Annotated in this window: 17 protein-coding genes; 14 read left to right on the top strand and 3 right to left on the bottom strand. The window is 31.0% G+C overall.

All coding sequences use genetic code 11. The annotated features are described in order from the left end of the window. The first annotated feature begins 20 nt into the window (after nucleotides 1-20). Nucleotides 21-8498, top strand: a complete 8478-nt coding sequence (locus tag EDC18_RS05350) for a glycoside hydrolase family 94 protein (RefSeq protein WP_243115066.1) — start codon at nucleotides 21-23, stop codon at nucleotides 8496-8498. A gap of 68 nt (nucleotides 8499-8566) precedes the next feature. Here EDC18_RS05350 and EDC18_RS05345 read toward each other — a convergent pair whose 3' ends face one another. Both EDC18_RS05345 and EDC18_RS05340 read right to left on the bottom strand, forming a co-directional pair. Next, complete coding sequence (locus EDC18_RS05345; protein ID WP_132251064.1) at nucleotides 8567-9208, bottom strand: YidC/Oxa1 family membrane protein insertase; 642 nt, start codon at nucleotides 9206-9208, stop codon at nucleotides 8567-8569. A 35-nt stretch (nucleotides 9209-9243) separates the two neighbouring features. Continuing rightward, complete coding sequence (locus EDC18_RS05340; protein ID WP_132251062.1) at nucleotides 9244-9486, bottom strand: hypothetical protein; 243 nt, start codon at nucleotides 9484-9486, stop codon at nucleotides 9244-9246. 245 nt (nucleotides 9487-9731) lie between these two features. Here EDC18_RS05340 and EDC18_RS05335 point away from each other — a divergent pair, with 245 nt between their 5' ends. The 10 genes from EDC18_RS05335 (at nucleotide 9732) to EDC18_RS05290 (ending at nucleotide 17594) form a co-directional block, all read left to right on the top strand. Continuing rightward, the gene (locus EDC18_RS05335; protein ID WP_132251060.1) at nucleotides 9732-9980 is read left to right on the top strand and encodes a hypothetical protein; all 249 of its coding nucleotides are present in this window, start codon (nucleotides 9732-9734) and stop codon (nucleotides 9978-9980) included. Beyond that, a complete protein-coding gene (locus EDC18_RS05330) occupies nucleotides 9929-10453 on the top strand; it encodes a hypothetical protein (protein WP_132251058.1) in 525 nt (174 codons plus the stop codon). The genes EDC18_RS05335 and EDC18_RS05330 overlap by 52 nt, the downstream gene beginning before the upstream one ends. Nucleotides 10454-10737: 284 nt before the next feature. After that, nucleotides 10738-11415 carry a sensor histidine kinase gene (locus EDC18_RS05325; protein WP_132251056.1) on the top strand — a complete coding sequence of 226 codons (678 nt, stop codon included), beginning with the start codon at nucleotides 10738-10740 and terminating at the stop codon, nucleotides 11413-11415. 2 nt (nucleotides 11416-11417) lie between these two features. After that, nucleotides 11418-12131 (top strand): LytR/AlgR family response regulator transcription factor, encoded by a 714-nt coding sequence (locus EDC18_RS05320; protein ID WP_132251054.1) that lies wholly within the window; start codon nucleotides 11418-11420, stop codon nucleotides 12129-12131. A 302-nt stretch (nucleotides 12132-12433) separates the two neighbouring features. Beyond that, nucleotides 12434-13342, top strand: a complete 909-nt coding sequence (locus tag EDC18_RS05315) for an ABC transporter ATP-binding protein (protein WP_132251052.1) — start codon at nucleotides 12434-12436, stop codon at nucleotides 13340-13342. Further along, entirely contained in the window at nucleotides 13335-14096 is a 762-nt protein-coding gene (locus EDC18_RS05310; RefSeq protein ID WP_165878487.1) for an ABC transporter permease, read from the top strand. The genes EDC18_RS05315 and EDC18_RS05310 overlap by 8 nt, the downstream gene beginning before the upstream one ends. Before the next feature lie 207 nt (nucleotides 14097-14303). Further along, nucleotides 14304-14621: an ArsR/SmtB family transcription factor gene (locus EDC18_RS05305; protein WP_132251048.1), complete on the top strand. Its 318-nt coding sequence runs from the start codon at nucleotides 14304-14306 to the stop codon at nucleotides 14619-14621. 35 nt (nucleotides 14622-14656) lie between these two features. Further along, entirely contained in the window at nucleotides 14657-15103 is a 447-nt protein-coding gene (gene arsD, locus EDC18_RS05300) for an arsenite efflux transporter metallochaperone ArsD (RefSeq protein ID WP_132251046.1), read from the top strand. 14 nt (nucleotides 15104-15117) lie between these two features. Then, nucleotides 15118-16863, top strand: a complete 1746-nt coding sequence (arsA, locus tag EDC18_RS05295; protein WP_132251044.1) for an arsenical pump-driving ATPase — start codon at nucleotides 15118-15120, stop codon at nucleotides 16861-16863. Nucleotides 16864-16877: 14 nt separating this feature from the next. After that, a complete protein-coding gene (locus EDC18_RS05290; protein WP_165878486.1) occupies nucleotides 16878-17594 on the top strand; it encodes a metallophosphoesterase family protein in 717 nt (238 codons plus the stop codon). A gap of 213 nt (nucleotides 17595-17807) precedes the next feature. On the opposite strand, the gene EDC18_RS05285 is transcribed toward EDC18_RS05290, so the two are convergent. Further along, a complete protein-coding gene (locus EDC18_RS05285; protein WP_132251040.1) occupies nucleotides 17808-19043 on the bottom strand; it encodes an L-lactate MFS transporter in 1236 nt (411 codons plus the stop codon). 230 nt (nucleotides 19044-19273) lie between these two features. On the opposite strand from EDC18_RS05285, the gene EDC18_RS05280 reads away from it, so the two are divergent. The 3 genes from EDC18_RS05280 (at nucleotide 19274) to EDC18_RS05270 (ending at nucleotide 23491) form a co-directional block, all read left to right on the top strand. Continuing rightward, nucleotides 19274-19588, top strand: coding sequence for a DUF2325 domain-containing protein (locus EDC18_RS05280; protein WP_132251038.1), 315 nt, complete (start codon nucleotides 19274-19276; stop codon nucleotides 19586-19588). 122 nt (nucleotides 19589-19710) lie between these two features. Continuing rightward, entirely contained in the window at nucleotides 19711-20820 is a 1110-nt protein-coding gene (locus EDC18_RS05275) for a YibE/F family protein (protein ID WP_132251036.1), read from the top strand. Between the two features lie 178 nt (nucleotides 20821-20998). Next, the gene (locus tag EDC18_RS05270; RefSeq protein ID WP_132251034.1) at nucleotides 20999-23491 is read left to right on the top strand and encodes a PAS domain S-box protein; all 2493 of its coding nucleotides are present in this window, start codon (nucleotides 20999-21001) and stop codon (nucleotides 23489-23491) included. Nucleotides 23492-23504 lie beyond the last annotated feature (13 nt).

Genomic DNA, 23504 nt, shown 5'->3' with positions numbered 1-23504 from the left:
ATGTTGAAGGGATGGAAACTATGTTACTTAATAGAATGACTACACTGAATAGTTATGATAAAGTTGATATAGAAGCCATAAAGTTAAATGAAGATTATCTATATGACTTAGCAAAAGAACTAGCTAAAAATCATAATATCACAAATGAACTTGGAAATCTTAAGTCTTTGATAAAAAGACTTAAGTATAACTTCTGTTTAATTACTACAGTTTATCAAGGGTTAAATAATGAGAATAAAAAGGGATATGAATTATGCCCTGCTTCAGAATGGCTTTTAGATAATTATTATAAAGTAGAGGAACAGTACAAATCTATCATTAACCAATGTAAAGTGGATAAAAACTTAAATTTAAAACTATTAAGTAGCGGCTATTTAAAAGGATACCCTAGGGTCTATTCAATTGCTCTAGAAATTGTTTCCCATACAGATGCATCTTTACAAGAAGATATCATTATTAATTTTATAAATGAATATCAAAGCTATAAAAAGCTTTCCATTGGAGAGATTTGGTCTTTAGGTCTAATATTTAAAATATCTTTAATAGAAAAAATAAGGAATATTTGTGAGTATATTAAAGAGAATCAAGAACAAAGAAAGAAGGTTGAAGAACTAGATTTTAATAATGACAATAATGGGTTAGTAAATAAAATTACTAATGAAATAATTCATAAGAATGAAATCAATAGTTCTTATATTGAATTTTTATTAAAACGACTTAGAAAGGAAGATAATGATTCAGGAAAAGCCATTCATTTTATAGAATGCAAACTAGGAGAATTCAATACCACGATTGAAGAAGTAATAAACTATGAACATAAAATTCAAGCGTTAAGTAAAAATTCTATAGGGAATGCCATCATTAGTTTAAATACAATAGCCCGTTTAGATTGGAATCATATATTTGAAGCCCTATCAACAATTGAAAAAATATTGGTGGAAGATCCAATGGGCATATATTCTAAAATGGATTTTGAAACAAGGGATTATTATAGAAGAAAAATTGAAAGACTTTCTTTAAAATATAAAGTTACAGAGATTCAATTGGCTAAAAAAGCCATTGAACTAGCTAAAGCAGGACAAAATTATAAGGAACAACATGTTGGCTATTATATAATTGATAAAGGTAGAAACCTACTATTACAGGATTTTTATAAAGGAGCAATAAAAGAAAAGAAGAGTATTTCTGTATACATTTGGGCAATCACTATTTGTACTATTTTAATATCTTTATTATTTAGTAGATATACTTTCAATGTTTCTCAAAATTTGTGGATAAGTGCATTGGTTTTTCTAATAACATTTATACCAGCTAGTGAAATTGTGATTACTTTTCTTAATTGGATTTACATCAATAATGTAGAACCAACTTTTTTACCCAAACTAGACTTGGACAATGGTATATTAGAGGAAAATAGCACCGTTATTATTATTCCAGCACTGCTGACAAGTATTGCAGCTGTTGATGAGTTAATAAAAAAGTTGGAAGTATATTATTTGGGCAATAAAAGTGATCATCTTTACTATGCTGTGGCAGGAGACTTTAAAGATAGTAAGGATAAGGTTCAAGAAAAAGATGGAGAAATCGTAAAAGCTGCATTAACAGCCATTGATGAGCTTAATAAAAAGTATTCCATAGATAAAAATATATTTTTCTTTTTCATTAGAGAAAGACAATTTAATGAAAAAGAAAACAAATGGATGGGATGGGAACGAAAAAGAGGTGCTGTTGTAGAATTTAATCAACTTCTATTAGGTTCAGACCACACATCTTTTAAAACCATATCTAGTGATATAACTTGTCTTATTAATAAGATTAAATATGTTATAACATTAGATGCAGACACCTATTTGCCTTTAGAAACGGCAAAAAAACTCATTGGAACCATTGCGCATCCTCTAAATAGAGGCATATTAGATAAGGACAAAAAAATAGTAAAAGAGGGTTATGGCATTATCCAGCCTAGAATTGCCCTTGATATAGAAAGTGTCAATGCAACAAAGTTTACCAATCTTTATGGAGGACAAGGTGGCGTAGATGCTTACTCTACAGCGTCTTCTGATTTATACCAAGATTCATTTAAGGAAGGTATTTTTACGGGGAAAGGGATATATGACTTAAAACTTTTTGATGAAGTCTTAAGCCAGACAATACCAGACAATGCCGTATTAAGTCACGATTTATTAGAAGGCAGTTATCTAAGAACTGGACTTGCTTCAGATATTGAATTACTTGATGGATATCCATCTAAATACAGCAACTATATAATGAGATTACATAGATGGATACGAGGTGACTGGCAACTTGTAAGATGGCTATGTAATAAAGTGAAAAACAAAGAAGGAACCATTGTCAATAATCCAATTTCAAAATTATCAAAGTGGAAAATCATAGATAACCTACGAAGAAGTTTGGTATCAGTGAGTACTTTACTACTTATTGTTTTAGGTTTATCCATATTTCCAGGAAATACTGGGGGTTGGCTGGGATTTGCATTATTCACAATATTATTTCCTTTGGTGATAGAAATTCTCAATGGCATTAATAATAAAGGGTACAAACATATAACTAGGAGAATGAATTGTAAAGTAGCATGTGGCTTTAAAGGTGTTTTATATCAGCGGGTTTTAGCTTTTATATTTTTGCCATATGAGGGCTATATGATGTTAGAAGGTATTATGCGCACATTATACCGTGTCTACATTTCTAAGAAAAATTTATTAGAATGGACAACAGCAGCAGAAACAGAGAAAAAAATAAACAATGACCTTATAAGTTTTATTATCAGAATGAAATCTGCAGTAATCATTGCCCTACTATTTGTTGTTGGTGTTGCATTAGGTAACAATGCAAGTGTTTATTATGTTTTACCAATTGCTTTATTATGGTTGATTTCACCTTTTGTTGCGTATGCCATTAGTAAAGAAAATGTGTCAAGCAATAGAATTGAAGATAATGACAAAACAATCTTAAAAAGACTGGCAAGAAAAACTTGGGATTTCTATGAAGATTATTCTAATGAAGCCAATAACTATTTACCACCGGACAATTTGCAAATAGATCCCCCTAATGGTGTTGCCAATAGAACATCTCCTACGAATATTGGATTTCATTTATTGGCTATTTTATCCGCTAGGGATTTTGGGTTTATTACATTAACAAAATTAAATCACTATGTGAAGAATACAATAGAAACCATAGAAAAACTACCAAAATGGAATGGGCATTTGTATAACTGGTACAATATCAATACATTAGAAAAATTAAGACCTCATTATATCTCTACAGTAGATAGTGGGAACTTTGTAGGTTTTCTTATTGCTTTAAAAGAAGGGTTATTAGAGTTTGTAGAAAAACCTATTTTAGATCAAAACATCTTAAATGGGTTAAAAGATACAATCCTATTGTATGATCCAGATGCCAGTGTTGAATTTATTGATGTTTTAATAAAAAAAGAAAAAGTAACGATAGAGGATTGGAGAACTTTAGTAGATAGTCTTAATAATATAAAATCTAATAAAGGTAAGAATTTATTAAAAGATGTAGAAAGAGAAATAAATCAATACTTTATAGAAAGTGATTTATCCATAGTAAGGATCAATATTAATGAGTTAAATGAGTATTCTTTTAGTCAGTTAAAAGATAAATACAAAGAGATGATTTATACCATTGACAAGGAGATTAAAAGCAATCAAAGACAAAAAGCTGATTTAGAAAGTCTAAAAAATAGTATTAATAGAAAGCAAAAGAAAATAGAAGAACAGATAACCTCGATAAAAGATTTGGTAACGAGATTAGAAAAATTAATAGATGATACAGACTTTTACCCATTGTATGATAAAAAGCAAAATCTTTTTTCAATAGGATACAATGAAGATGAACAAAAACTAACCAATTCTTGTTATGACTTGTTGGCTTCAGAGGCTAGACTAGCAAGTTATATTGCTATCTCTAAAAAGCAAATACCTAAAAAACATTGGGGTAAGCTTGGTAGAGCATTAACAAAAATAGATGGCTACAAGGCTTTAGTGTCTTGGACAGGTACAATGTTTGAATACTTGATGCCTCTTCTGGTAATGAAGAATTATAATAATACTTTACTAGATGAAACTTATATTACTGCAGTTAAAGCACAACAAAAATATGGTAGAAAAAGAAATGTTCCTTGGGGTGTTTCTGAATCAGGGTATTATGGGTTTGATATGCATTTTAATTATCAATACCGAGCCTTTGGTGTGCCAGATTTAGGGCTTAAAAGAGGCTTGGAAAACGATATGGTTATATCTCCTTATTCTACACTTTTAGCACTCCCTGTAGATGCAGAGCATTCAATGATTAATATTAAAAGATTGATTAAAGATGGCGTAGAGGGGGAATATGGTTTTTACGAAGCCATTGACTATACACCTGAAAGAGTACCACAAGGCAAAAACAAAGGTGTTGTAAAAAGTTATATGGCACATCATCAAGGTATGGGACTTATCTCTATTGATAATTATTTAAACAATAATATAATGCAAACAAGATTTCATTCAGATCCCTTTATGAAATCAGCAGAAACCTTATTGCAAGAAAAAATACCTCTAAGAGCCATTATTACAAAAGAAATAAAAGAAGAAATAGAACCATTAGGAAATATGACAAAAGAGAATATTTACTATACAAGAGCGTTTAATAATACATCAGAGGTATTACCTAGATGTCATATGTTATCCAACGGCAATTATTCTTTAATGGTTACAGATAGAGGCACTGGGTTTAGTAAAAAAGGAGATTTATTACTATATAGATGGAGAGATGATGCTCTATCAGGTAACTTTGGTAATTTTATATTTATAAGAAATGTTAATGAAAATAGAATTTGGTCAGCAACGTCAGATCCTTTAAATAATAAAGGAAACAAATACACTGTAAGGTTTTCACCTGATAAAGCAGAATATATAAGAAAAGATGGTGACATAGAAACCCATACTCAAATTATAATGACCCCAGAAGATAATGGGGAAATGAGAAAAGTAACCCTGATCAATCATTCTGATGAATCAGTAGTATTAGAGGTTACAAGTTATTTTGAAATTGTATTATCCACTCAAGCAGCAGATATTGCTCATATGGCATTTAGTAATTTATTTATAAAAACAAAAGCATTGCCGGAGTATAATAGTCTAATTGCATCAAGACGCCCACGGGTAGATGAGAAAAATCATATTTGGATGTCCCATAGTATTGTAGTAGATGGCAATATTATAGGACCATTAGAATATGAAACCAATAGAGAAAAATTCATAGGTAGGGGAAAGAATATTGCAGAACCAGTGGCATTAAACAATAGTTTGACCAATACAACTGGACCTGTATTAGATCCAATTATGAGTCTTAGAAGACGTGTTAGGATAGAACCAGGACAATCAGCGGATGTCACTTATATTACATCTATAGTAGACTCAAAAGAAGAAGCAATAGACGTGGTAAAAAAATATCAAGAAGTATCCTTTGAACAATCAGCTAGTTTAGCACTTACTCGTAGCTCTATAGAAGCCTCTTACTTGGGATTGACGGCAAAACAAATCACAACTTATCAAGAAATGATTAAACATATTTTGTTTTTAAGTCCTACAAAGGAAAAATATGAAGAGGTCATAAAGAAAAATACAAAAGGACAACCAGGATTATGGGCTTATGGTATCTCAGGAGATTTGCCAATTGTTCTTGTTGTTATTAAGAGTGAAGAAGATATTGATATTATAAAAGAAATGTTATCCGCCCATGAATTTTTTAGAATGAAAGGTTTAAATATTGATCTATTGATTCTAAATGAGGATGAAGGAAGTTATTTACAACCTTTACAAGATAAAATACAAGACACCATATTCTCAAAAGTTGGACACGATATGAGAGGTATATATGTACGTAATGCCTCTATAATCCCTGAAGAGGATAGGATCTTATTCTATGCTGTAGCAAGAATGATTATAAACAAAGAAAATGGATCATTACAAAAGCAAATAGAAATGGAAGAAGTGGAGTATCCAGCAAATATTGTTTATAAAGAATTAGACAGCTATAAGTATAAGATTGAAAAAGAAATACCAATAGAACTTATTTATGACAATGGCTATGGTGGTTTTAATAGCCAAGGGGATCAATATATTATCAAACTTACTGAAAGTAAAAACACGCCTGCCCCTTGGACCAATATTGTAGCCAACGAAAAATTTGGTTTTACTGTTACAGAAAGAGGTTCAGGATTCACTTGGGCGGATAACAGTAGAGAAAATAAATTAACACCTTGGTCTAATGATCCGGTTATTGACCCTATTAATGAAGTTGTTTATTTAAGAGATGATGATTATAGAGAGGTGTGGAGCATAACACCATCACCTATAAGAGAAACAGAGGATTATATTGTGACCCATGGTATTGGTTATTCTAGTTTTGATAGTTATAGCCATGGTATAAAACAAAAGCAAACGATGTTTGTGCCAAAAGATGACTCTATAAAAATAAGTTTGATACACTTAAAAAATGAATCCGATGTAAAAAGAAACATTACATTAACTTACTATGTAAGACCAGTAATAGGGGTTAATGAACAAGTAACCAAACAATTTATTGAGACTTATATGAATAATGAAGGCTGTCTATGCATAAAAAACAGTTACAATATGGATTTTGAAAATCAGATTATGTATTTATCAACATCAGAAAAAATCAAGTCCTATACAGGAGATAGAAGAGAGTTTCTAGGTGAAAATGGCGATGCGAAAAGTCCAAAAGCTTTAGACAGAGTAAGTTTATCCAATAGAGTGGGAGCAGCTTTAGACCCTTGTGGTGCCATTCAAGTAAGTATAGAAATAGATGTTAATGAAGAAAAAGAACTTGTTTTCTTATTAGGTAGGGAAATGTCAGAAGAAGAAGTGGCTAGAGTAAGCAAGGCTTATAAAGATATAAAATATTGTAAGAATGCTTTAGTTTCTGTGACAGACAGATGGAAAGAACTATTAGATACTGTACAAGTTAAAACACCAGATAAATCTATGGATTTATTAATTAATAATTGGCTCATTTATCAAACCCTTGGTTGTAGAATATGGGCAAGATCAGCTTTCTATCAATCAGGTGGTGCATATGGGTATAGAGACCAATTACAAGATTCCATGAATGTAATGGCAGTTATACCTGAAGCTACTAGAAAGCAAATATTGCTTCATTGTGCTCATCAGTATGTAGAAGGAGATGTACAACATTGGTGGCATCCAGTACCAGGAGACAAAGGCATTAGAACACGTTTTTCAGATGACTTATTATGGTTGCCATTTGTAACCACAGAGTATGTCAACTATACAGGAGATCAAAGTATCTTAGATGAAGTTGTTCACTTCCTAGAAGAACCATTATTAGAAGAAGGTGAAGATGAACGATATGGTATACCGAGTATTTCAGAAGAAAAAGGGACAGTTTATGACCATTGTATTAGAGCCATTGAAAGAGGTATAAAAGTTGGTAAACATGGCATTCCACTTATGGGCTCAGGTGACTGGAATGATGGTATGAACACCGTCGGTAATAAAGGCAAAGGGGAAAGTATATGGCTTGGTTGGTTTATATACTATATCCTAAACAAATTTGATTCCATTTGCAAAATAATGAAGGATGAAGAAAGAGGCAAAAGGTACAAAGAAATTGCTAAAGAAATTGGCAAATCTATTGAAGAACATGCTTGGGATGGTAAATGGTATCGAAGAGCTTACTTCGATGATGGTACACCATTAGGTTCTATTGAAAACTCAGAATGTACCATAGACTCCTTAGCCCAATCTTGGGCAGTAATCTCAGGAGCAGGTTCAGAAGATAGACAAAAAATGGCAATGGAATCTGTTGAAAAGCACCTTGTTAAAAAAGATGAAGGGATGATTCTATTATTTACACCACCATTTAACAACAGTAACTTAAGCCCAGGGTATATCAAATCCTATGTACCAGGTGTAAGAGAAAATGGTGGACAATATACCCATGCAGCAACTTGGGTTATCAATGCCTTTGCAGCAATGGGTGATGGGGATAAAGCACAAAAACTATACAATTTAATCAATCCTATTAACCATACAAGTACTGCAATAGAAAGTTTTAATTATAAAGTAGAACCTTATCTTATAGCTGCAGATGTCTATTCAACACCACATCATATGCGAAGAGGTGGATGGACTGGGTATACAGGTGCATCAGGTTGGATGTATCGAGTAGGATTAGAAGAGATTTTAGGATTAAAGAAAAAAGGCAATCGATTGGTAATAGACCCTTGCATTCCAAAAGACTGGAAGGAATATGAGATGCGATACAGATTCAACAATACCTATTATCATATCACCATTAAAAACCCTAAAGGGGTTCATAAGAAGATTGATTATATTATTGTAGATGGTGTGAAGATTGATGAGAAGAGTATTGAATTGGATAATAAAAAAGAGCGTTATGATGTAGAAGTGTATTTAGGATAGTTCAACAGGGATAGCTTAAAAGAATTAAGCTATCCCTGTTGAGGCTCTCCACCATATAATAAATCTTATTACCTAGTCTTTTTTACTTTAGTAGAGTAATAAATCAATTGTTCAAAAAAAGTATAAAGGCCAGATGTTATAAAGTAGATACCGATTATAACAGGAACCTGGGACACAAAAATACCGTTTATTAATAGTGTGATCATAAGCATAGATTTATTTGATTTTGGTAATGGAATATCTTTAAATATTTTAATATGACCGAACACATTGGGTAACAGTTGGATGATACAAGCTATAACTGGTATAATGAAATAAGTATCAGGGCTTTTTAAATCACTAATCCAAGGTAATAAAAGAGTTGTCGGAATCTCCATAGGCATACTAATAATGGCTCTATAAAGAGATAACATTATTGGCAATTGTATAAAGGACAAAAAACACCCCATCATACCACTTGCATATTGACCGCTTAATTTGTACAATTCTCGATCAAGTATTTCTTTTTGATCCTTATATTTTTCTTTGAGTCGATTCATCTCAGTAGCCATTTCTTTTTGAGAATCCATGCTGTTTTTTTGTTTGATAGAAAGTGGCATTAAAATAATTTTTATAAATAAAGTGATTAACACAATTGTTAGTCCAACATCACCAATTGATAGATTGATAAAAGCAATTAGATTTTGTAATATATTCATTATAGTGTTCATTATTTAACCTCCAGTATGATTTGTTATTCTTGAGTTTAAATGAACACTGTTTTTGTTTTCTCTATAAATCTCCAAATATCATATTTATGGAAAGAAAAGATATCTTCCTTTTGTAGTTTTTCTTTGTACTTTAGAACATCACTAAAGAGCATACTCTCTACGACGAGAATAAAATTATATTTTTGGATATGGACGGCTTTAATTGTAAAATGATATAAACTTAAGATGATGATTGTTAAAAATAATAAATGAAACAATAACATATAATCAAAATTCATCCAATCCCTCCTTAATGAGACTCTCATATAATTATATCTTTCTTACATAATTTTGTATATAAAAATCTACCAAGTATTGTTAAAGTATAATTGGAACCAAATTCGATTGATCCCCGTCAAAGTATTGTAAAAGAAATTAAAGGGGGGATAGCTTAGTATTATAAAAGGGAAATAAAATGTGAAGAAGTTTATGTAACATAACAATTGTTCATATATAAAAACATAATCTTAAGGAGGAAATAAATATGATGAATAAAAAATTAATAAAAACAGTTTTACTAGGTGTATCTCTATTGGTAATGTCTTCTGGTGCATCCTTTGCTAATGAAGGGAATGGAAGTTCTGGTTCTATGTCAGGCCAAGAGCCTGCATATATCTATGATGTTGGCGATAGAGCATTATTAATAGCACCTGACTCACCGGACAGGCCAGTTTCTCACCAGTGCAAGATAGAAAAATTGATGAGAGTATACTTCAAAGACAACGAGAGTTAGATATAGTCTTATTTAAAGAAAAAAGCGAGGATATAAGCAAGCAAGGATTTATGGTAACCCATACAGGACCATTTGATAATTATGTTGAAGTAGGTATTACGCCATTCACTGAAGAAAATGCAAAATATATATATAGTATTATAGGAAATGATAAAGTAAAAGTAGTAGAAGGTTTTATGGCTACAACTATGATGGAGCCAACAGTCACAGATCCGGCAAGAGACCTTATACCTACAACAGATGATATAGTATTTGAGTTTGCAGAAGGAGAACTCCCTTATGCTACTACAGTGGCAGATATAACTACTGTTTCAGATGGTGTAGAAGGTGAGATGATTATTACACGTGTTAGTGAAGATACATTATCACAAGCAGAAGAAAAAGAATCAAAAAATAATATGATATACTTCTTATTAGGTGGTTTAGTTGTTGTAGGTGGGGGTATTGGTAGTTATTTAACCAGAAAAAAATAAATGAGTACTTAAGGGGTAAATAGATTTTCTATTTATCCCTTTTTATTATGTAATAGGAAAGTTTTATTTCCTATTACGTAATAAGTTGATGAAAAGCGCTGCATTTTTCTAACAAAGTTAGAAAAAGCTTGATGCGCAAGAACAAAGGTGACTTCAGATAAGAAGTTAGCAAATCTGTTTTAGAGTGAAGAAGTCACTTTGTTCTGAGGATTTATTGACAAATGAAATATACTTATACATAATTAATATAACAAATAAACCTACTGAGAAATTAGGAGATATAAATGAAAAGGTTAAGTGAGATATTTAAGTTCTCTAAAAAGGATAAAGAACTTGCAATGATTAAATCAGACCTAAAAAATACAGAAGCTTTAATAGATCTTTTGCGTCAACAAGGTCATGATCACATCAATCATATTCAGACAGTAACGTCAATGTTAATCTTAGAAGAGGTTGAAGTGGCAAAAGAGTATCTTCAAGGCATAGCAAATAATTATCGTTTTACTGGACATTTTTTACGTCTTGGGAACCCAAGTTTAACAGCCTTAGTCAATACAAAAAAAGAACTGGCCAATCAAAAAGGGATAGAATTTATTGTAGAAAAATATTGTAGAGTGAATCTAAAAAATATAACACCTTGGGATATTGCTAGTATTATAGGAAATTTATTAGAAAATGCAATAGAATATATTCTTACCCACAATCACTTACCACAAAGAATTTACTTTCACTTAGAGCATAGGGAAAAATTAGATGGATATATTTTTAAAATTACTAACCCCTATGAAGAAAACGGAGAAAACGTGGATGATTTTTTCACTCAAGGGGTTTCTACAAAAGCCTCGAGTGGGAGGGGATATGGTCTTAGTATTGTCAAAGACTTAGTAGAACAATACAAAGGAAAAATTCAAGTTTATAAAAATGGAGACAATATAACTTTTGAAGTAGAATTGAGGGATTAATTTTGATTAATGTTTTGATTTGTGATGATGACCAATATACAGTTAAAGTGTTAAAAAAAGTCATAGAAGAAAATCCACAAGTAAAAGAGATACATATGGCGAAAGATGGAGAGGAAGCCCTTTCTATTGTGAAGAAAAACGATATTGATGTGGCCTTTTTAGATATCGATATGCCTATTATGGATGGCTTGGAAGCTGCCAAACTTATGATGTCTTTTAATAGTGATATTAAGATTATTTTTGTAACAGCCTTCCAAGATTATGCTTTTAACTCTTATGAGATGAGAGCTTATGATTATATTTTAAAACCTATTGATTTTTCTAGAGTAAGTGAAAATGTGGAGAGAATCATTCAAGAATCCCATAGTGATAAATTTGAAGCTTCGTTAAAAGACAATGATATATTAATGATTAAGGAGAAGCAGGATTATATTTTTGTTAATATGGCAGAAATCAATTATATTGAAAAGGATAATAAAGATCTTCTTGTTCATACCTATGACAAGAGTTATACAACCCGTTCTAATCTAGGAGAGATTGAAAGTAAGCTTCCTAAGAATTTCTTTAGAACCCATAAGTCTTATATTGTGAATTTGAAAAATGTGAGTAAAATTGAACCTTATGGAGATTCTTCTTACATTATTTATTTTAAAGAAACGGATGAGAGTAAGAATGCTCTTATTACTAAGGATAAAATTCATTTGTTAAAGGGTTAGTCTGTCTTTTTTATTAGGCAGACTTTTTTATACGCTCTTCTTTGTTATCCGTTGTTTATTTAAGAGATAAGCACTTAATTTGGCTGCCTTTCCTTTCAGCCGGTCGACGCCAAATTAAGTACTTATCTCTTAAATAAACTTGAAGATACGTGAGTGTGCCTTAGATTGGTTTCTTGGAATATAAATAGGTATTTGGGGTCTAAACACTCTGTTTTGAGGTGTGAAAAATCTTAACGAATATCATTTATAATGGTAGGATATAGGTAAGATATTTAATTGATTTTAGTAAAGGGGAGATTCTTATGATTAAAGAGATGATTAAAGTTCGTGGACTAACCAAGAGATTTAAAGACAAAGTTGCTTTAGATAATATTTCTTTTGATGTGAATATGGGAGAGATTATTGGGATTGTAGGACATAATGGTGCAGGAAAGAGCACTTTAATAAATTCAATGGTTGATATTTATAAGCCAGATGCAGGGGCTGTTGAATTTGTTTTTGATCACAAAAGTTTGTATGACCATATTGGGGTACAGATGCAAAAGAGTTTTTATGAAAGCAAAGCTAAAGTGATTGATCTTTGTAAATTATATAAAAAGTTAACCAATAGTGATGTGGATATTGATTTAATGTTAGAGGAATATGAGTTGATAGAAGAAAAAAACAATTATGTAAAGTTTTTATCAGGAGGTAAGGCCCAGAGGCTTTCTATATTATTAACTTTAATTCATCAACCAGAAGTTGTCTTTTTAGATGAACTTACTTCAGGGCTAGATCCTGTTGCTAGGAGAAAGGTTTGGGAAGTATTAAAAGAAATCAATCAAAAGAAAAATGTAACCATTATACTAACCAGTCATTTTTTAGATGAAATAGAGTATTTAGCAGATCGAATTATTATTTTAGATAAAGGTAAAATGGCATATATGGGCGGTGTTAGTGCTGCAATAGAGCAATATTCTAATGGTGAAAAGATCATAGAGTTTCAAATTAAGGATGATAAAGCCAGCTTTAAATTAATGAAATACAATGCCATTACATTAACAGATGGAAGATATCAAATTAGAACGAGAGAGGAAGAAAAAGTTCTAACTGAATTGATTAATGAGGTAGGCATTAACAATTTAGTGGTTAAATCTCCAACTTTAGAAGATGTTTTTTTAAGAATTGCAGGGTATAAATTAGATGAAGAAGGGAGAATTGTCCATGAGTAGATTAAGAGCTTTAATGATATATCAATTTAAATTACAAATAAGAGAGTATTTAAATATATTTTTTATTGTGGCATTTCCAGTTCTAATGTATTTGTTCTTTAGCAATATGTTAGAAGGAGAATTGTTTTATGATGGGAGTTTTGATGCAGTTTATTTTTTATTACCTGCGTATATCCCAATTGTTATCACCAACACCATTGTATTGGTTTTTGGTCAAATGCTTGTAAGTCATAAAGAGCATAACTTTTTTATAAAATATAAATTAATGGGGTATAAACCCGTTCAAGTAGCAGGAACACTATTTGTAGCTGTATTAATATTTCAATTTATAGGTATAATGGCTCTAATCGTTACTGCTGTTATAACAACAGGTGTGACCTTGCCCTATAACAATCTTATCAATGTTATTATTATAATTCTAATAATAAATATATTTCAGTTTGCGCTTGCTTTCTTTTTAAGTAGTGTCTTTAACAAAAGCAGTATTTATCAATCAGTTGCATTAATAGTATTTTATATTCAAATGTTCTTAGGTGGTATGGCTTTACCTCCTGAAATGTTTCCAGAAAGAATAAAAACCTTAGCTGAAATATTTAATCCAATCATTCATGGCTTATATGTTATGAGAGGGGTTTGGATTTCAGGAAAAAGCATCTTCGAATTTCCTATGGAAATAATTCTTTTATTAGGCGTTAGCATTGTTTTATTTTTATTAGGGACAAAAATGTTTAAGTGGTATGATTTACAGAGTTAGTAATATAATAATTAGAAATGATAGCGTTGGTATAAGCTATCATTTTTTTGTATAAAGTTTCTTTCTTAAGCAAGGGCACACTTTATTATATAGAACATAGTATATATAGAAGATGTTAAGAAATTGTAAAATTAGATATTTGCATTGACAGTACATAGATAATTATCTATAATATACATAGATGGTTGTCTATATAAGAGGTGAATTATGGAAAAAGATTATACAATAAATGCTAAGATATTTAAGGCATTATCTGATACAAATAGACTAAAAATAATTGATATATTATCTTGTGGCGAAAAATGCGCTTGTGATATTTTACAAGAGTTTGATTTTACACAACCTACATTATCTCACCATATGAAAGTTCTTATGGAATGTGGGTTAGTGAAATGTAGAAAGGATGGTTTATGGTGTCATTATTCACTAGATCATACCAATGCCAATAAACTGGTGTTGTTTTTAATGAATACCATAACCAATACAGAGGATTGTATCTGTAAAGATGAATGTCAATGTAAATAAAAATATTAATTATATAAATAAAGGAGATTATAAAAATGAAAAAAATAAGTATTTTTGATCCAGCAATGTGTTGTTCAACAGGTGTATGTGGTCCTTCAGTGGATTCGGAGTTATTAAGAGTTTCTACAGTTATTAATAATTTAGATAAAAAAGGCATTAAAGTAGAAAGAAATGGTCTTAGTACCAATCCAGAAATATTTATTACCAATAAAACCGTAAATGATTTATTAAACAAAGAAGGTATAGATGTTCTTCCAATTACTTTAGTTGATGGTGAAGTGGTTAAAACAAAGGAATACTTAACCAATGTAGAATTTTCAAAAATTTTAGATATACCAGTGGATCAATTACAAGGGCAAGTTGAAGAAAGTTGCTGTGATGATGAAGAGTGTTGTGACGACGATGATAGTTGTGGATGTGGATGTGGTTGTGATGATGAAGATGATGACCCAGGATGTTCTTGCGGAGATGGATGTTGTTAGGAAGAGGTGTTTTTTTGAGAAAATCATTTAGTATAAGCGAAATGAATCTAACAAAATATTTGTTTTATACAGGTAAGGGTGGTGTAGGTAAAACATCAACTGCTTGTGCTACAGCTGTCAATTTAGCTGACCAAGGCAAAAAGATTATGCTTGTAAGTACGGACCCTGCTTCTAATTTACAAGATGTATTTGAAACAGAGCTTAATAATAAAGGGGTTGAAATAGAAGCTATCCCAAATTTGGTAGTTGCTAACTTTGATCCAGAAGAAGCAGCAAGAGAATATAGAGAAAGTGTTATTTCGCCTTATCGTGGTAAGTTGCCAGATGCAGTAATCAATAATATGGAAGAACAACTTTCTGGTTCTTGTACTGTTGAAATAGCAGCTTTCAATGAATTTTCAAATTTTATCACTGATAAAAAAGTGCAAGAAAAATTTGACCATATCATATTTGATACAGCGCCTACGGGACATACATTAAGAATGCTACAATTGCCATCTGCATGGACGAATTTTATTAGCGAAAGCAGTCATGGTGCATCTTGTTTAGGCCAATTAGCAGGATTAGAAGACAAAAAAGAAATGTATAAAAAGGCTGTAGAAACATTAGCTGATGGTTCTAAAACAACTTTGGTTCTTGTGTCTAGACCAGAGAATTCACCAATAAAAGAAGCAGAAAGAGCATCAAAAGAATTATATGAGATAGGCGTTAAAAACCAAGTTCTCATTATAAATGGGGTTTTAACATCCCATGACGATAGCTTATCTAAAAATATTTTTAATAAACAACAAATGGCATTAGAAACGATACCAGAGCATCTTAAAAATATAAAAACCTATGAAATACCATTAAGACCTTACAATGTGACTGGTTTAGAGAATATCAGATCATTTTTAACGAAAGATACAATTGTATATAGTGATGATCAATTAGATGTTGATAATATACCAGCATTAAAAGATGTTATTGAAGATTTATATGAGACAGATAAAAAAGTAATTTTTACAATGGGTAAAGGTGGCGTAGGAAAAACAACTATAGCCGCTGCCATTGCTTTAGGTTTAGCCAAAAAGGGTAAGAAAGTACATTTAACAACTACGGATCCAGCTGCACATCTTAAATTCGTTCTTGAAGAAGCAGAAGGTATCACTTTAAGTCGTATTGATGAAAAAGAAGAATTGGAAAAATACAAAAAAGATGTTTTAAGTAAAGCAAGTAAAACAATGAGTAAAGAAGATTTAGAGTATATAGAAGAAGATTTAAGATCTCCTTGTACTCAAGAAATAGCTGTTTTTAGGGCTTTTGCTGAAATTGTAGATAAATCTCAAAATGAAGTTGTTGTCATTGATACTGCACCAACGGGTCATACTTTATTGTTACTAGACTCTACTCAAAGCTATCATAAAGAGATAGAACGCTCTCAAGGAGATATTCCAGAATCTATTAAAAAATTACTTCCCACTTTAAGGGATCACAATGAAACGGAAGTTATCATAGTAACCCTTGCTGAAACCACGCCAGTTTTTGAAGCTAAAAGATTAGAAGATGATTTAGCAAGAGCAGGCATTAGTAGTAAGTGGTGGGTAATCAATCAAAGTTTATATGCAACAAATACTACTAATGAAATTCTTAAGGCAAAAGCTAGTAATGAAATTAACTGGATTAATAAAGTGAATGACATATCAGATGGAAATCTTGCCATTATAGAATGGAAACCAGAAGAAGTAAAAGGCGAAGTACTAGAAGAAATCTTAAAGTAAAAGGATTGATAAAGATGAAATTTGCAGTAATAGGTGATATACACGGTAACAAATTTGCTTTAGAAAGTACTTTAAAAGATATTAAAGATAAAAATGTAGATTTTATAGTTTCAACAGGAGATTTAGTAGGCTATCTGCCTTTCCCAAATGAAGTCATTGAGATGATTAAAAGTAATAATATTATTACCATTCAAGGGAATCATGATGAAAAGATTGCCTTGGGGTCAAAACCAACTGAAGAGAGTATTGGTAAAATGTCTGAAAGTGAAATTCAAGGAAGTGCTTCAGGTGTTTTTACGAATTTAACCATTACAGATGAGAATAGAGAATATTTAAAAAGATTGCCTAAAAAAATGGTTATAGTGGCAGAGGCATTGAAAGTAATGTTGGTTCATGGTAGCCCTAGAAGCAATAAAGAGTATATGAAGGAAGATTCTGAGATATTAGATCTTTTAGCAAAGGAAAGCCACGCAGATGTTATTATTAGTGGTCATACCCATTTGCCTTATTATAAAAAGGTGGAAGATAAGCATTTTATAAATGCGGGTTCTACAGGTAAGCCAAAGCAAGGCAATGCTAATGGGGTGTATGTTATTGTTGATATTGATCATAATGAGGTTACGTGTGACATTGTAGAAGTGCCTTATGATGTGGAAAATATGGTTGCTGCAATTGAAGGTAATGATATGATTTCTAATGAGTTGATTGATAATTTGAGAAAAGGATATTAGAAATGAAAAGTGCTTTGAATTATGGAATTCATAGCACTTTTTTTGAGTTATTTGTGTTATTGTTTGAGAAAGTCGTACTTCAAGAAATATATAATATAGTTGGCTGCCTTACCTTTCAGCCGGTCGACGCCAACTATATTATATATTCCTTGAAGTACTTTGTGTCGGCTACGGGTTAAACTAAAAGCAAGTTAGTTCTTTGTACATGCTTGTTTATGATGATTGTGGAAGTTTAGCAATTTGTTCAGGTATTTTATTGTTGACACTGGTTTTGATGAGTGTCAGTAAGGTTGCGATTAATAGTAATACGCCTGAAAGAATATAGGATAAGGTGTAAGCGCCTGTTGCGTCTAGTATGGAGCCTGCTAGTAATGGTCCTATGATTCCTGCAACACCGAAGGATGTAAAGAGTAGTCCGTAGTTAACACCAAGGTTTTTTGTACCATAGTGGTCAGCAATGATTGCTGGGAAGATAGAGAATAAAGCGCCATAGCCTAGCCCTGCAATGGCCGTTCCTATGCCTAAAGTAATTGTATTGACGAATTGACTAAATAGGAACATATTGAGAGCTTGAATGATTAAAACTATTTGCAAGGATCTTGTGTAGCCAATCTTATCTGAGAGGATACCTGCCATTACTCTTCCCCCTGTGTTTCCTAATGCCAGTATAACGACCAAATAAAACCCTTTTTCCCAGTTTGCTTGTGCCACTGCGATTGGAGAGATATGACCAATGAGCATAAGACCTGCAGAAGCGGCAAAGGTATAAATAATCCAATATTTATAAAAAGCTAAGGTTTTTAGCATCTCATTCCAATCAAATTGTTTTAAACCTGAGGAGGTACCTTTTGAAGTTTGTGATTTATATGGATTATAATCAGATGGTGGATTAACAAGAAAAATAGAAAGTGTCCAGATAATTACTAAAGAGCCAACACCTAAAATCATAAATGTTGTAGATAATGGAAATAACGTCAATAACCAATTGGTAAGAGGAGAAATATAAACAGCAGCAAAGCCGACACCGCCAACAACGATGCCAGAGATTAACCCTTTTTTGTTAAGTGGAAACCATTTTACAGCTGGTGGTGTAGTTGCAGCATAACAAACACCAATACCTGAGCCACCCATTACGCCGTAAGTAAGTACCATTAGAAAGGGGCTTTCAATGACTAATCCAGAAAGAATTAATCCTGTACCCAGTAAAAAGCCACCAAGCAATGCACTAAGTTGAGGCCCCTTTTTATCTTGTAATCGACCAGCAAAAATCATTATAAAAGCAAAAACAACGATACAGACAGAATAGGGTAGTGATGCTTCAGTGCTAGACCAGTTATAGTTAGAAACCAAATTTTTGTTCATAATACTCCAAATATAAAGCATCCCTAAAACCAAATTAATACCTGTAGCAGCAAAAGTAACAAGCCAACCCTTTTTAATACCATTCATAAAAATACCTCCCTATTATATACAATTTATCACTTTCATACACTGTAAGTTTAAAGTGATAAAACACCCCTCTTAATTCTAGCATTCTATAGAATTTTTGTAAATATCATAAAGTTTAATTTATTTGTTTTTCTAAAGCAAGTTAAAAGTTAAATTCAGACTTGACAAATAATCTAGTTATGTTAAAATAATGATAATGATAATCATTATTAAGATGAGGAGGAAATGTTATGAGTATAGTAATTGTAGGTGGGCATGATAGAATGCATAAGGAATATAAGGGTATAGCCTCTAAATATGGTCATAAGGCAAAAGTTTATACACAGATGCCAAAAGGCTTTAATAAAATGATTGGGAGTCCAGATGGCATTATATTGTTTACAAATGCAGTATCCCATAATATGGTACATATTGCATTAAAAGAGGCAAAAAAGAAAAATATTCCAGTTGTTCGCTGTCATAATAGTAGTTGTGTTGCTATGGAAGAAATTTTAAAAGAACTTCAAAGTGTTGTAAGAAATGATACAGCTTTAGTAGCTCATTAAGCAAAATAAATAGAATAATAATCTCCTACACTTAATATAATTTAAAGAACTATACGTATTAGGACAAACTAAACTTTCTTTAAATTAGAATATAGGTATGATTACCTATGTAAGAGGAAGGTGTGAAGAAAATCAGGAGATATTTATTTCTATTTATTTTTTTGTGGGGTATAATGACGTTCCAAGCCTATGGTACGGAAAACAATCAAAGTATATTTATTCAAGGAACAGTTATAGAAATTTTAGATGACCATACAGATACCAATAATTACTTTAGATATCAAAAAGTCTTAGTTACATTAACGGATAAAGAGTATAGCAGTATGGAAATACTTATTAATCATTCTATTAATCTTGCAACGCTACATCATTTGATTTTAGAAGAAGGAGATAAAGTAATTGTATGGGCTAATGGTAATGAATCTAATTTCGATAATGCAAGAATTTATTCCTATTCTAGGGATAGTTACTTACTTTATTTGGTCATAGGATTTATTTCATTAGTGATTATAATTGGTGGGAAAAAAGGATTTTCTGCTATTATATCTCTTGGAATAACCCTTGGTTTAGTATTCATTGGTTTCTTTCCCATGATTATTAATGGTGTAAATCCAATTTTATCAGCATTACTAGTTTGTGGTATTTCTGCCATTTTAACTTTAATAATTATTGGTGATTTTAAAGGTAAAACTTATGCAGCAATAATAGGCACTCTTGGAGGCATTAGTGTTGCTATAATACTTACATATGTTTTTGGATATCTAACCAAAATACAAGGTATAGGGGATGAAAATGTTGAAATGTTAGCTTATATACCCAATTCAGCAAACTATAATTTTAGAGATTTACTATATGCAGGTATTATTATTGGTACTTTAGGTGGGGTTATGGATATATGTATGTCTATTTCATCTGCAATGGATGAAATACATCAAGCAAATAAAAGATCAACGAACTTGAACTTATTTTTATCAGGAATGAGAATTGGAAAAGATATCCTAGGAACCATGACGAATACACTAATTCTAGCATATGTAGGCAGTTCAATTAATTTAATTCTTGTGTTTTATACATATGGGTTAACCATTACTCAGTTTATAAATAGCGATCAAATTGCATCAGAAATTATTAGGGCTTTTGCTGGGAGCATAGGATTGGTATTTGCAATTCCAATAACAGCAGTAGCATATTTGGCTTTTAGAGATAAGAATAAAAACCATATGAGAATATAAATCTGTTAATTATAGAAAACTCGAACTTTGTTCGAGTTTTTGTAATTTAAAGGGTTTAAATATTCAATAATAAAATATATTTACAAAATAATAAAAAAAGCTTCAAAATCTGAGCCAATGCTGTTAAAATTACTATATACCTTTTTAAATAGATAGGTATCATAAAGGAAGTGATCCCATGGAAAAAGTATTGTCGAATAACTTGGACTTTGCGCCTATTGGTTATGCCTATCATAAGATTATATGTGATGAGAATAATGAACCAATCGATTTTATATTTCTTGATATTAATAAATACTATGAAAAGATTATTGGCATTAGTAAAGAAAATATTATTGGTAAGAAAGCAACAGAGGTATTTAAAAACATACCTCACGATTGGATTAAAATCTATGGAGCAGTAGCTTTAACCAGTAAAAGTATAGAGTTTGAAGAATTTTTTGGACAAGAAGATAAATGGTACAAGGTAAAAGTTAGTTCTCATGAAAAACATTATTTTATGACAATTTTGTATGATTTATCCAAGGAAATGATTCAATTAAGAGAATTAGAAAGATTTTTTTCAGTTAATCTTGATTTATTATGTATTGCTGACTTCAATAGTCAATTTATTAAACTTAATAAATCTTGGGAAAATATTTTAGGATATTCTATTGAAGAGTTAAAGGATAGAAGTTATTTAAGTTTTGTGCATCCAGATGATTTAGAAATCACCATTCAAATGGCCAAAGAATTGTCAGAGCAAAAAGAAGTGGTTAATTTTATTAATAGGTATTGTTGTAAAGATGGCAAATACAAATATTTGGAATGGCGTGCTAAACCTTTTGGAAATAATATTTATGCATCTGCAAGAGATGTTACAACTAGAGTTAAATCGGATGAGAAACTTATAAAATTAGCAAAAGAGTATGAAAAGGTGTTTAATGGGACTCAAGATGCTATGTTTTTAGTAGAGGTAATAGATGATAACACATTTAGATACATAAGAAATAATATAAAGCATGAAGAATATACAAGTGTATCTAATGAAATTATTCGGGGTAAAACACCGAGAGAATTATTTGGAGATGAAATTGGTAATGAAATAGTTTCAAACTATAAAAAATGTATTCAATTTAACAATGTTTATTCTTATGAGGAAACTTTCGATTTTTCAAAAGGCAAAAACACATGGTATACCACTTTAACCCCAGTGTACTCAAATAATAAAATTATTTATTTAGTAGGGTCATCTCAGGATATTACAGAGAGAAAAAAATTGGAAGAAGCTTTACATAATGAAAAAGAACATATAAGAATTACTTTAAAATCAATTGGTGATGGCGTTATTTCTACTGATTTAAGAGGCAACGTAACAATGATGAATGAAAGGGCGGAAGAATTTTGTTGCTGGGATGAGAAAGATGCAATTGGTAAAAAAATTAGTGAAATATTAACGATTACTAATGAAAATACTGAGGATATGGTATTTAAAGCGTTACAACTTCAAGAAGGTAGTTATGTCCTTGATGATACTATGTTAATATCAAAGAAATGTAAAAAAATGTCTATTGCACTGAATGTTTCTCCAATACAAGATCAAAATAATAATAATAAAGGTATCGTTTTTATTTTTAGAGATATAAGTTCTCAAAAAGAACAAAACAAAAGAATTGAGTTTTTAAGTTTTAATGATGCCCTTACAGGACTTTACAATAGAAGGTATTTTGAAGCTAAGTTAAAAGAGTTAGATAATGAAGATCAATATCCATTATCTATTATAATAGGAGATGTTAATGGGTTAAAGTTAACCAATGATGTTTTTGGTCATATCGAAGGCGATAGGTTATTAAAATCTGCAGCTGGCTTAATCAAAGACAATTGTAGAGAAAAAGATATTATTTCTCGTTGGGGTGGTGATGAGTTTATTGTATTACTACCTAAAACGGAAAAAAAAGAAGCACGACAGATTTATAATACGTTAGTAGAAGAAAGTGAAAAAACAAAGAAAAGTACAAAAGTCATTTCCATTTCTTTCGGATTTGCTACAAAAGAAAAAGAAAATGATGATATGATGCAGGTAATAAAAATTGCCGAAGATAAAATGTACAAAGAAAAATTAACAAATAGCAAACGTTTTAAAAATATGATTATTAAATCTATAAGAAATCAATTTGATAAAGCCAATCCAATAGAAAAAAAGCACACTAAAAATATTAATGAAATTACAAAAAGTTTTATTAATTATTTGGAATTACCCCCTTTAGACAAAGAGAAATTAGAGTTGTTAAGCAAGGTGCATGACATAGGAAAAATTGCAATTAACAAGGATTTATTAAATAAAAAAGAAAAACTTTCTATGGATGAATGGGAAGAAATAAAAAGACATAGTGAAATAGGTTATCATATAGCAAAAGCGTCATCAGAATTAGATTGTGTTGCAGAATATATTCTTTGTCACCATGAAAGATATGATGGGAAAGGTTATCCTAGAGGACTAAAGGGTGAAGAAATACCATTATTATCAAGGATTATTACAGTAGTAGATGCCTATGAAGCAATGACAAATGATCGTACATATAGAAAAGCAATGACAAAAGATAAAGCGATTAATGAATTACTAAAGAATGCTGGAACACAATTTGATCCTCAAATTGTAAATCAATTTATTATAATGCTAAATGAAGTGTAAAAGAAGCTCTTAG

Origin of the sequence: Natranaerovirga pectinivora (assembly GCF_004342165.1) — a bacterium.
Classification (GTDB): domain Bacteria; phylum Bacillota; class Clostridia; order Lachnospirales; family DSM-24629; genus Natranaerovirga; species Natranaerovirga pectinivora.
The sequence above is the reverse complement of the archived record's forward strand: the minus strand, read 5'-3'. Positions and strand labels throughout refer to the sequence as shown.

What these genes read in the sequence shown, in the direction of transcription:
- EDC18_RS05335 (WP_132251060.1), top strand. Translation starts at nt 9,732, where the DNA reads ATGATGAATAAAAAATTAATAAAAACAGTTTTACTAGGTGTATCTCTA.
- EDC18_RS05325 (WP_132251056.1), top strand. Translation starts at nt 10,738, where the DNA reads ATGAAAAGGTTAAGTGAGATATTTAAGTTCTCTAAAAAGGATAAAGAA.
- EDC18_RS05340 (WP_132251062.1), bottom strand. Translation starts at nt 9,486, where the DNA reads ATGAATTTTGATTATATGTTATTGTTTCATTTATTATTTTTAACAATC.
- EDC18_RS05345 (WP_132251064.1), bottom strand. Translation starts at nt 9,208, where the DNA reads ATGAACACTATAATGAATATATTACAAAATCTAATTGCTTTTATCAAT.
- EDC18_RS05305 (WP_132251048.1), top strand. Translation starts at nt 14,304, where the DNA reads ATGGAAAAAGATTATACAATAAATGCTAAGATATTTAAGGCATTATCT.
- EDC18_RS05350 (WP_243115066.1), top strand. Translation starts at nt 21, where the DNA reads ATGTTACTTAATAGAATGACTACACTGAATAGTTATGATAAAGTTGAT.
- EDC18_RS05315 (WP_132251052.1), top strand. Translation starts at nt 12,434, where the DNA reads ATGATTAAAGAGATGATTAAAGTTCGTGGACTAACCAAGAGATTTAAA.
- arsD (WP_132251046.1), top strand. Translation starts at nt 14,657, where the DNA reads ATGAAAAAAATAAGTATTTTTGATCCAGCAATGTGTTGTTCAACAGGT.
- EDC18_RS05270 (WP_132251034.1), top strand. Translation starts at nt 20,999, where the DNA reads ATGGAAAAAGTATTGTCGAATAACTTGGACTTTGCGCCTATTGGTTAT.
- EDC18_RS05290 (WP_165878486.1), top strand. Translation starts at nt 16,878, where the DNA reads ATGAAATTTGCAGTAATAGGTGATATACACGGTAACAAATTTGCTTTA.
- EDC18_RS05280 (WP_132251038.1), top strand. Translation starts at nt 19,274, where the DNA reads ATGAGTATAGTAATTGTAGGTGGGCATGATAGAATGCATAAGGAATAT.
- EDC18_RS05310 (WP_165878487.1), top strand. Translation starts at nt 13,335, where the DNA reads ATGAGTAGATTAAGAGCTTTAATGATATATCAATTTAAATTACAAATA.
- EDC18_RS05285 (WP_132251040.1), bottom strand. Translation starts at nt 19,043, where the DNA reads ATGAATGGTATTAAAAAGGGTTGGCTTGTTACTTTTGCTGCTACAGGT.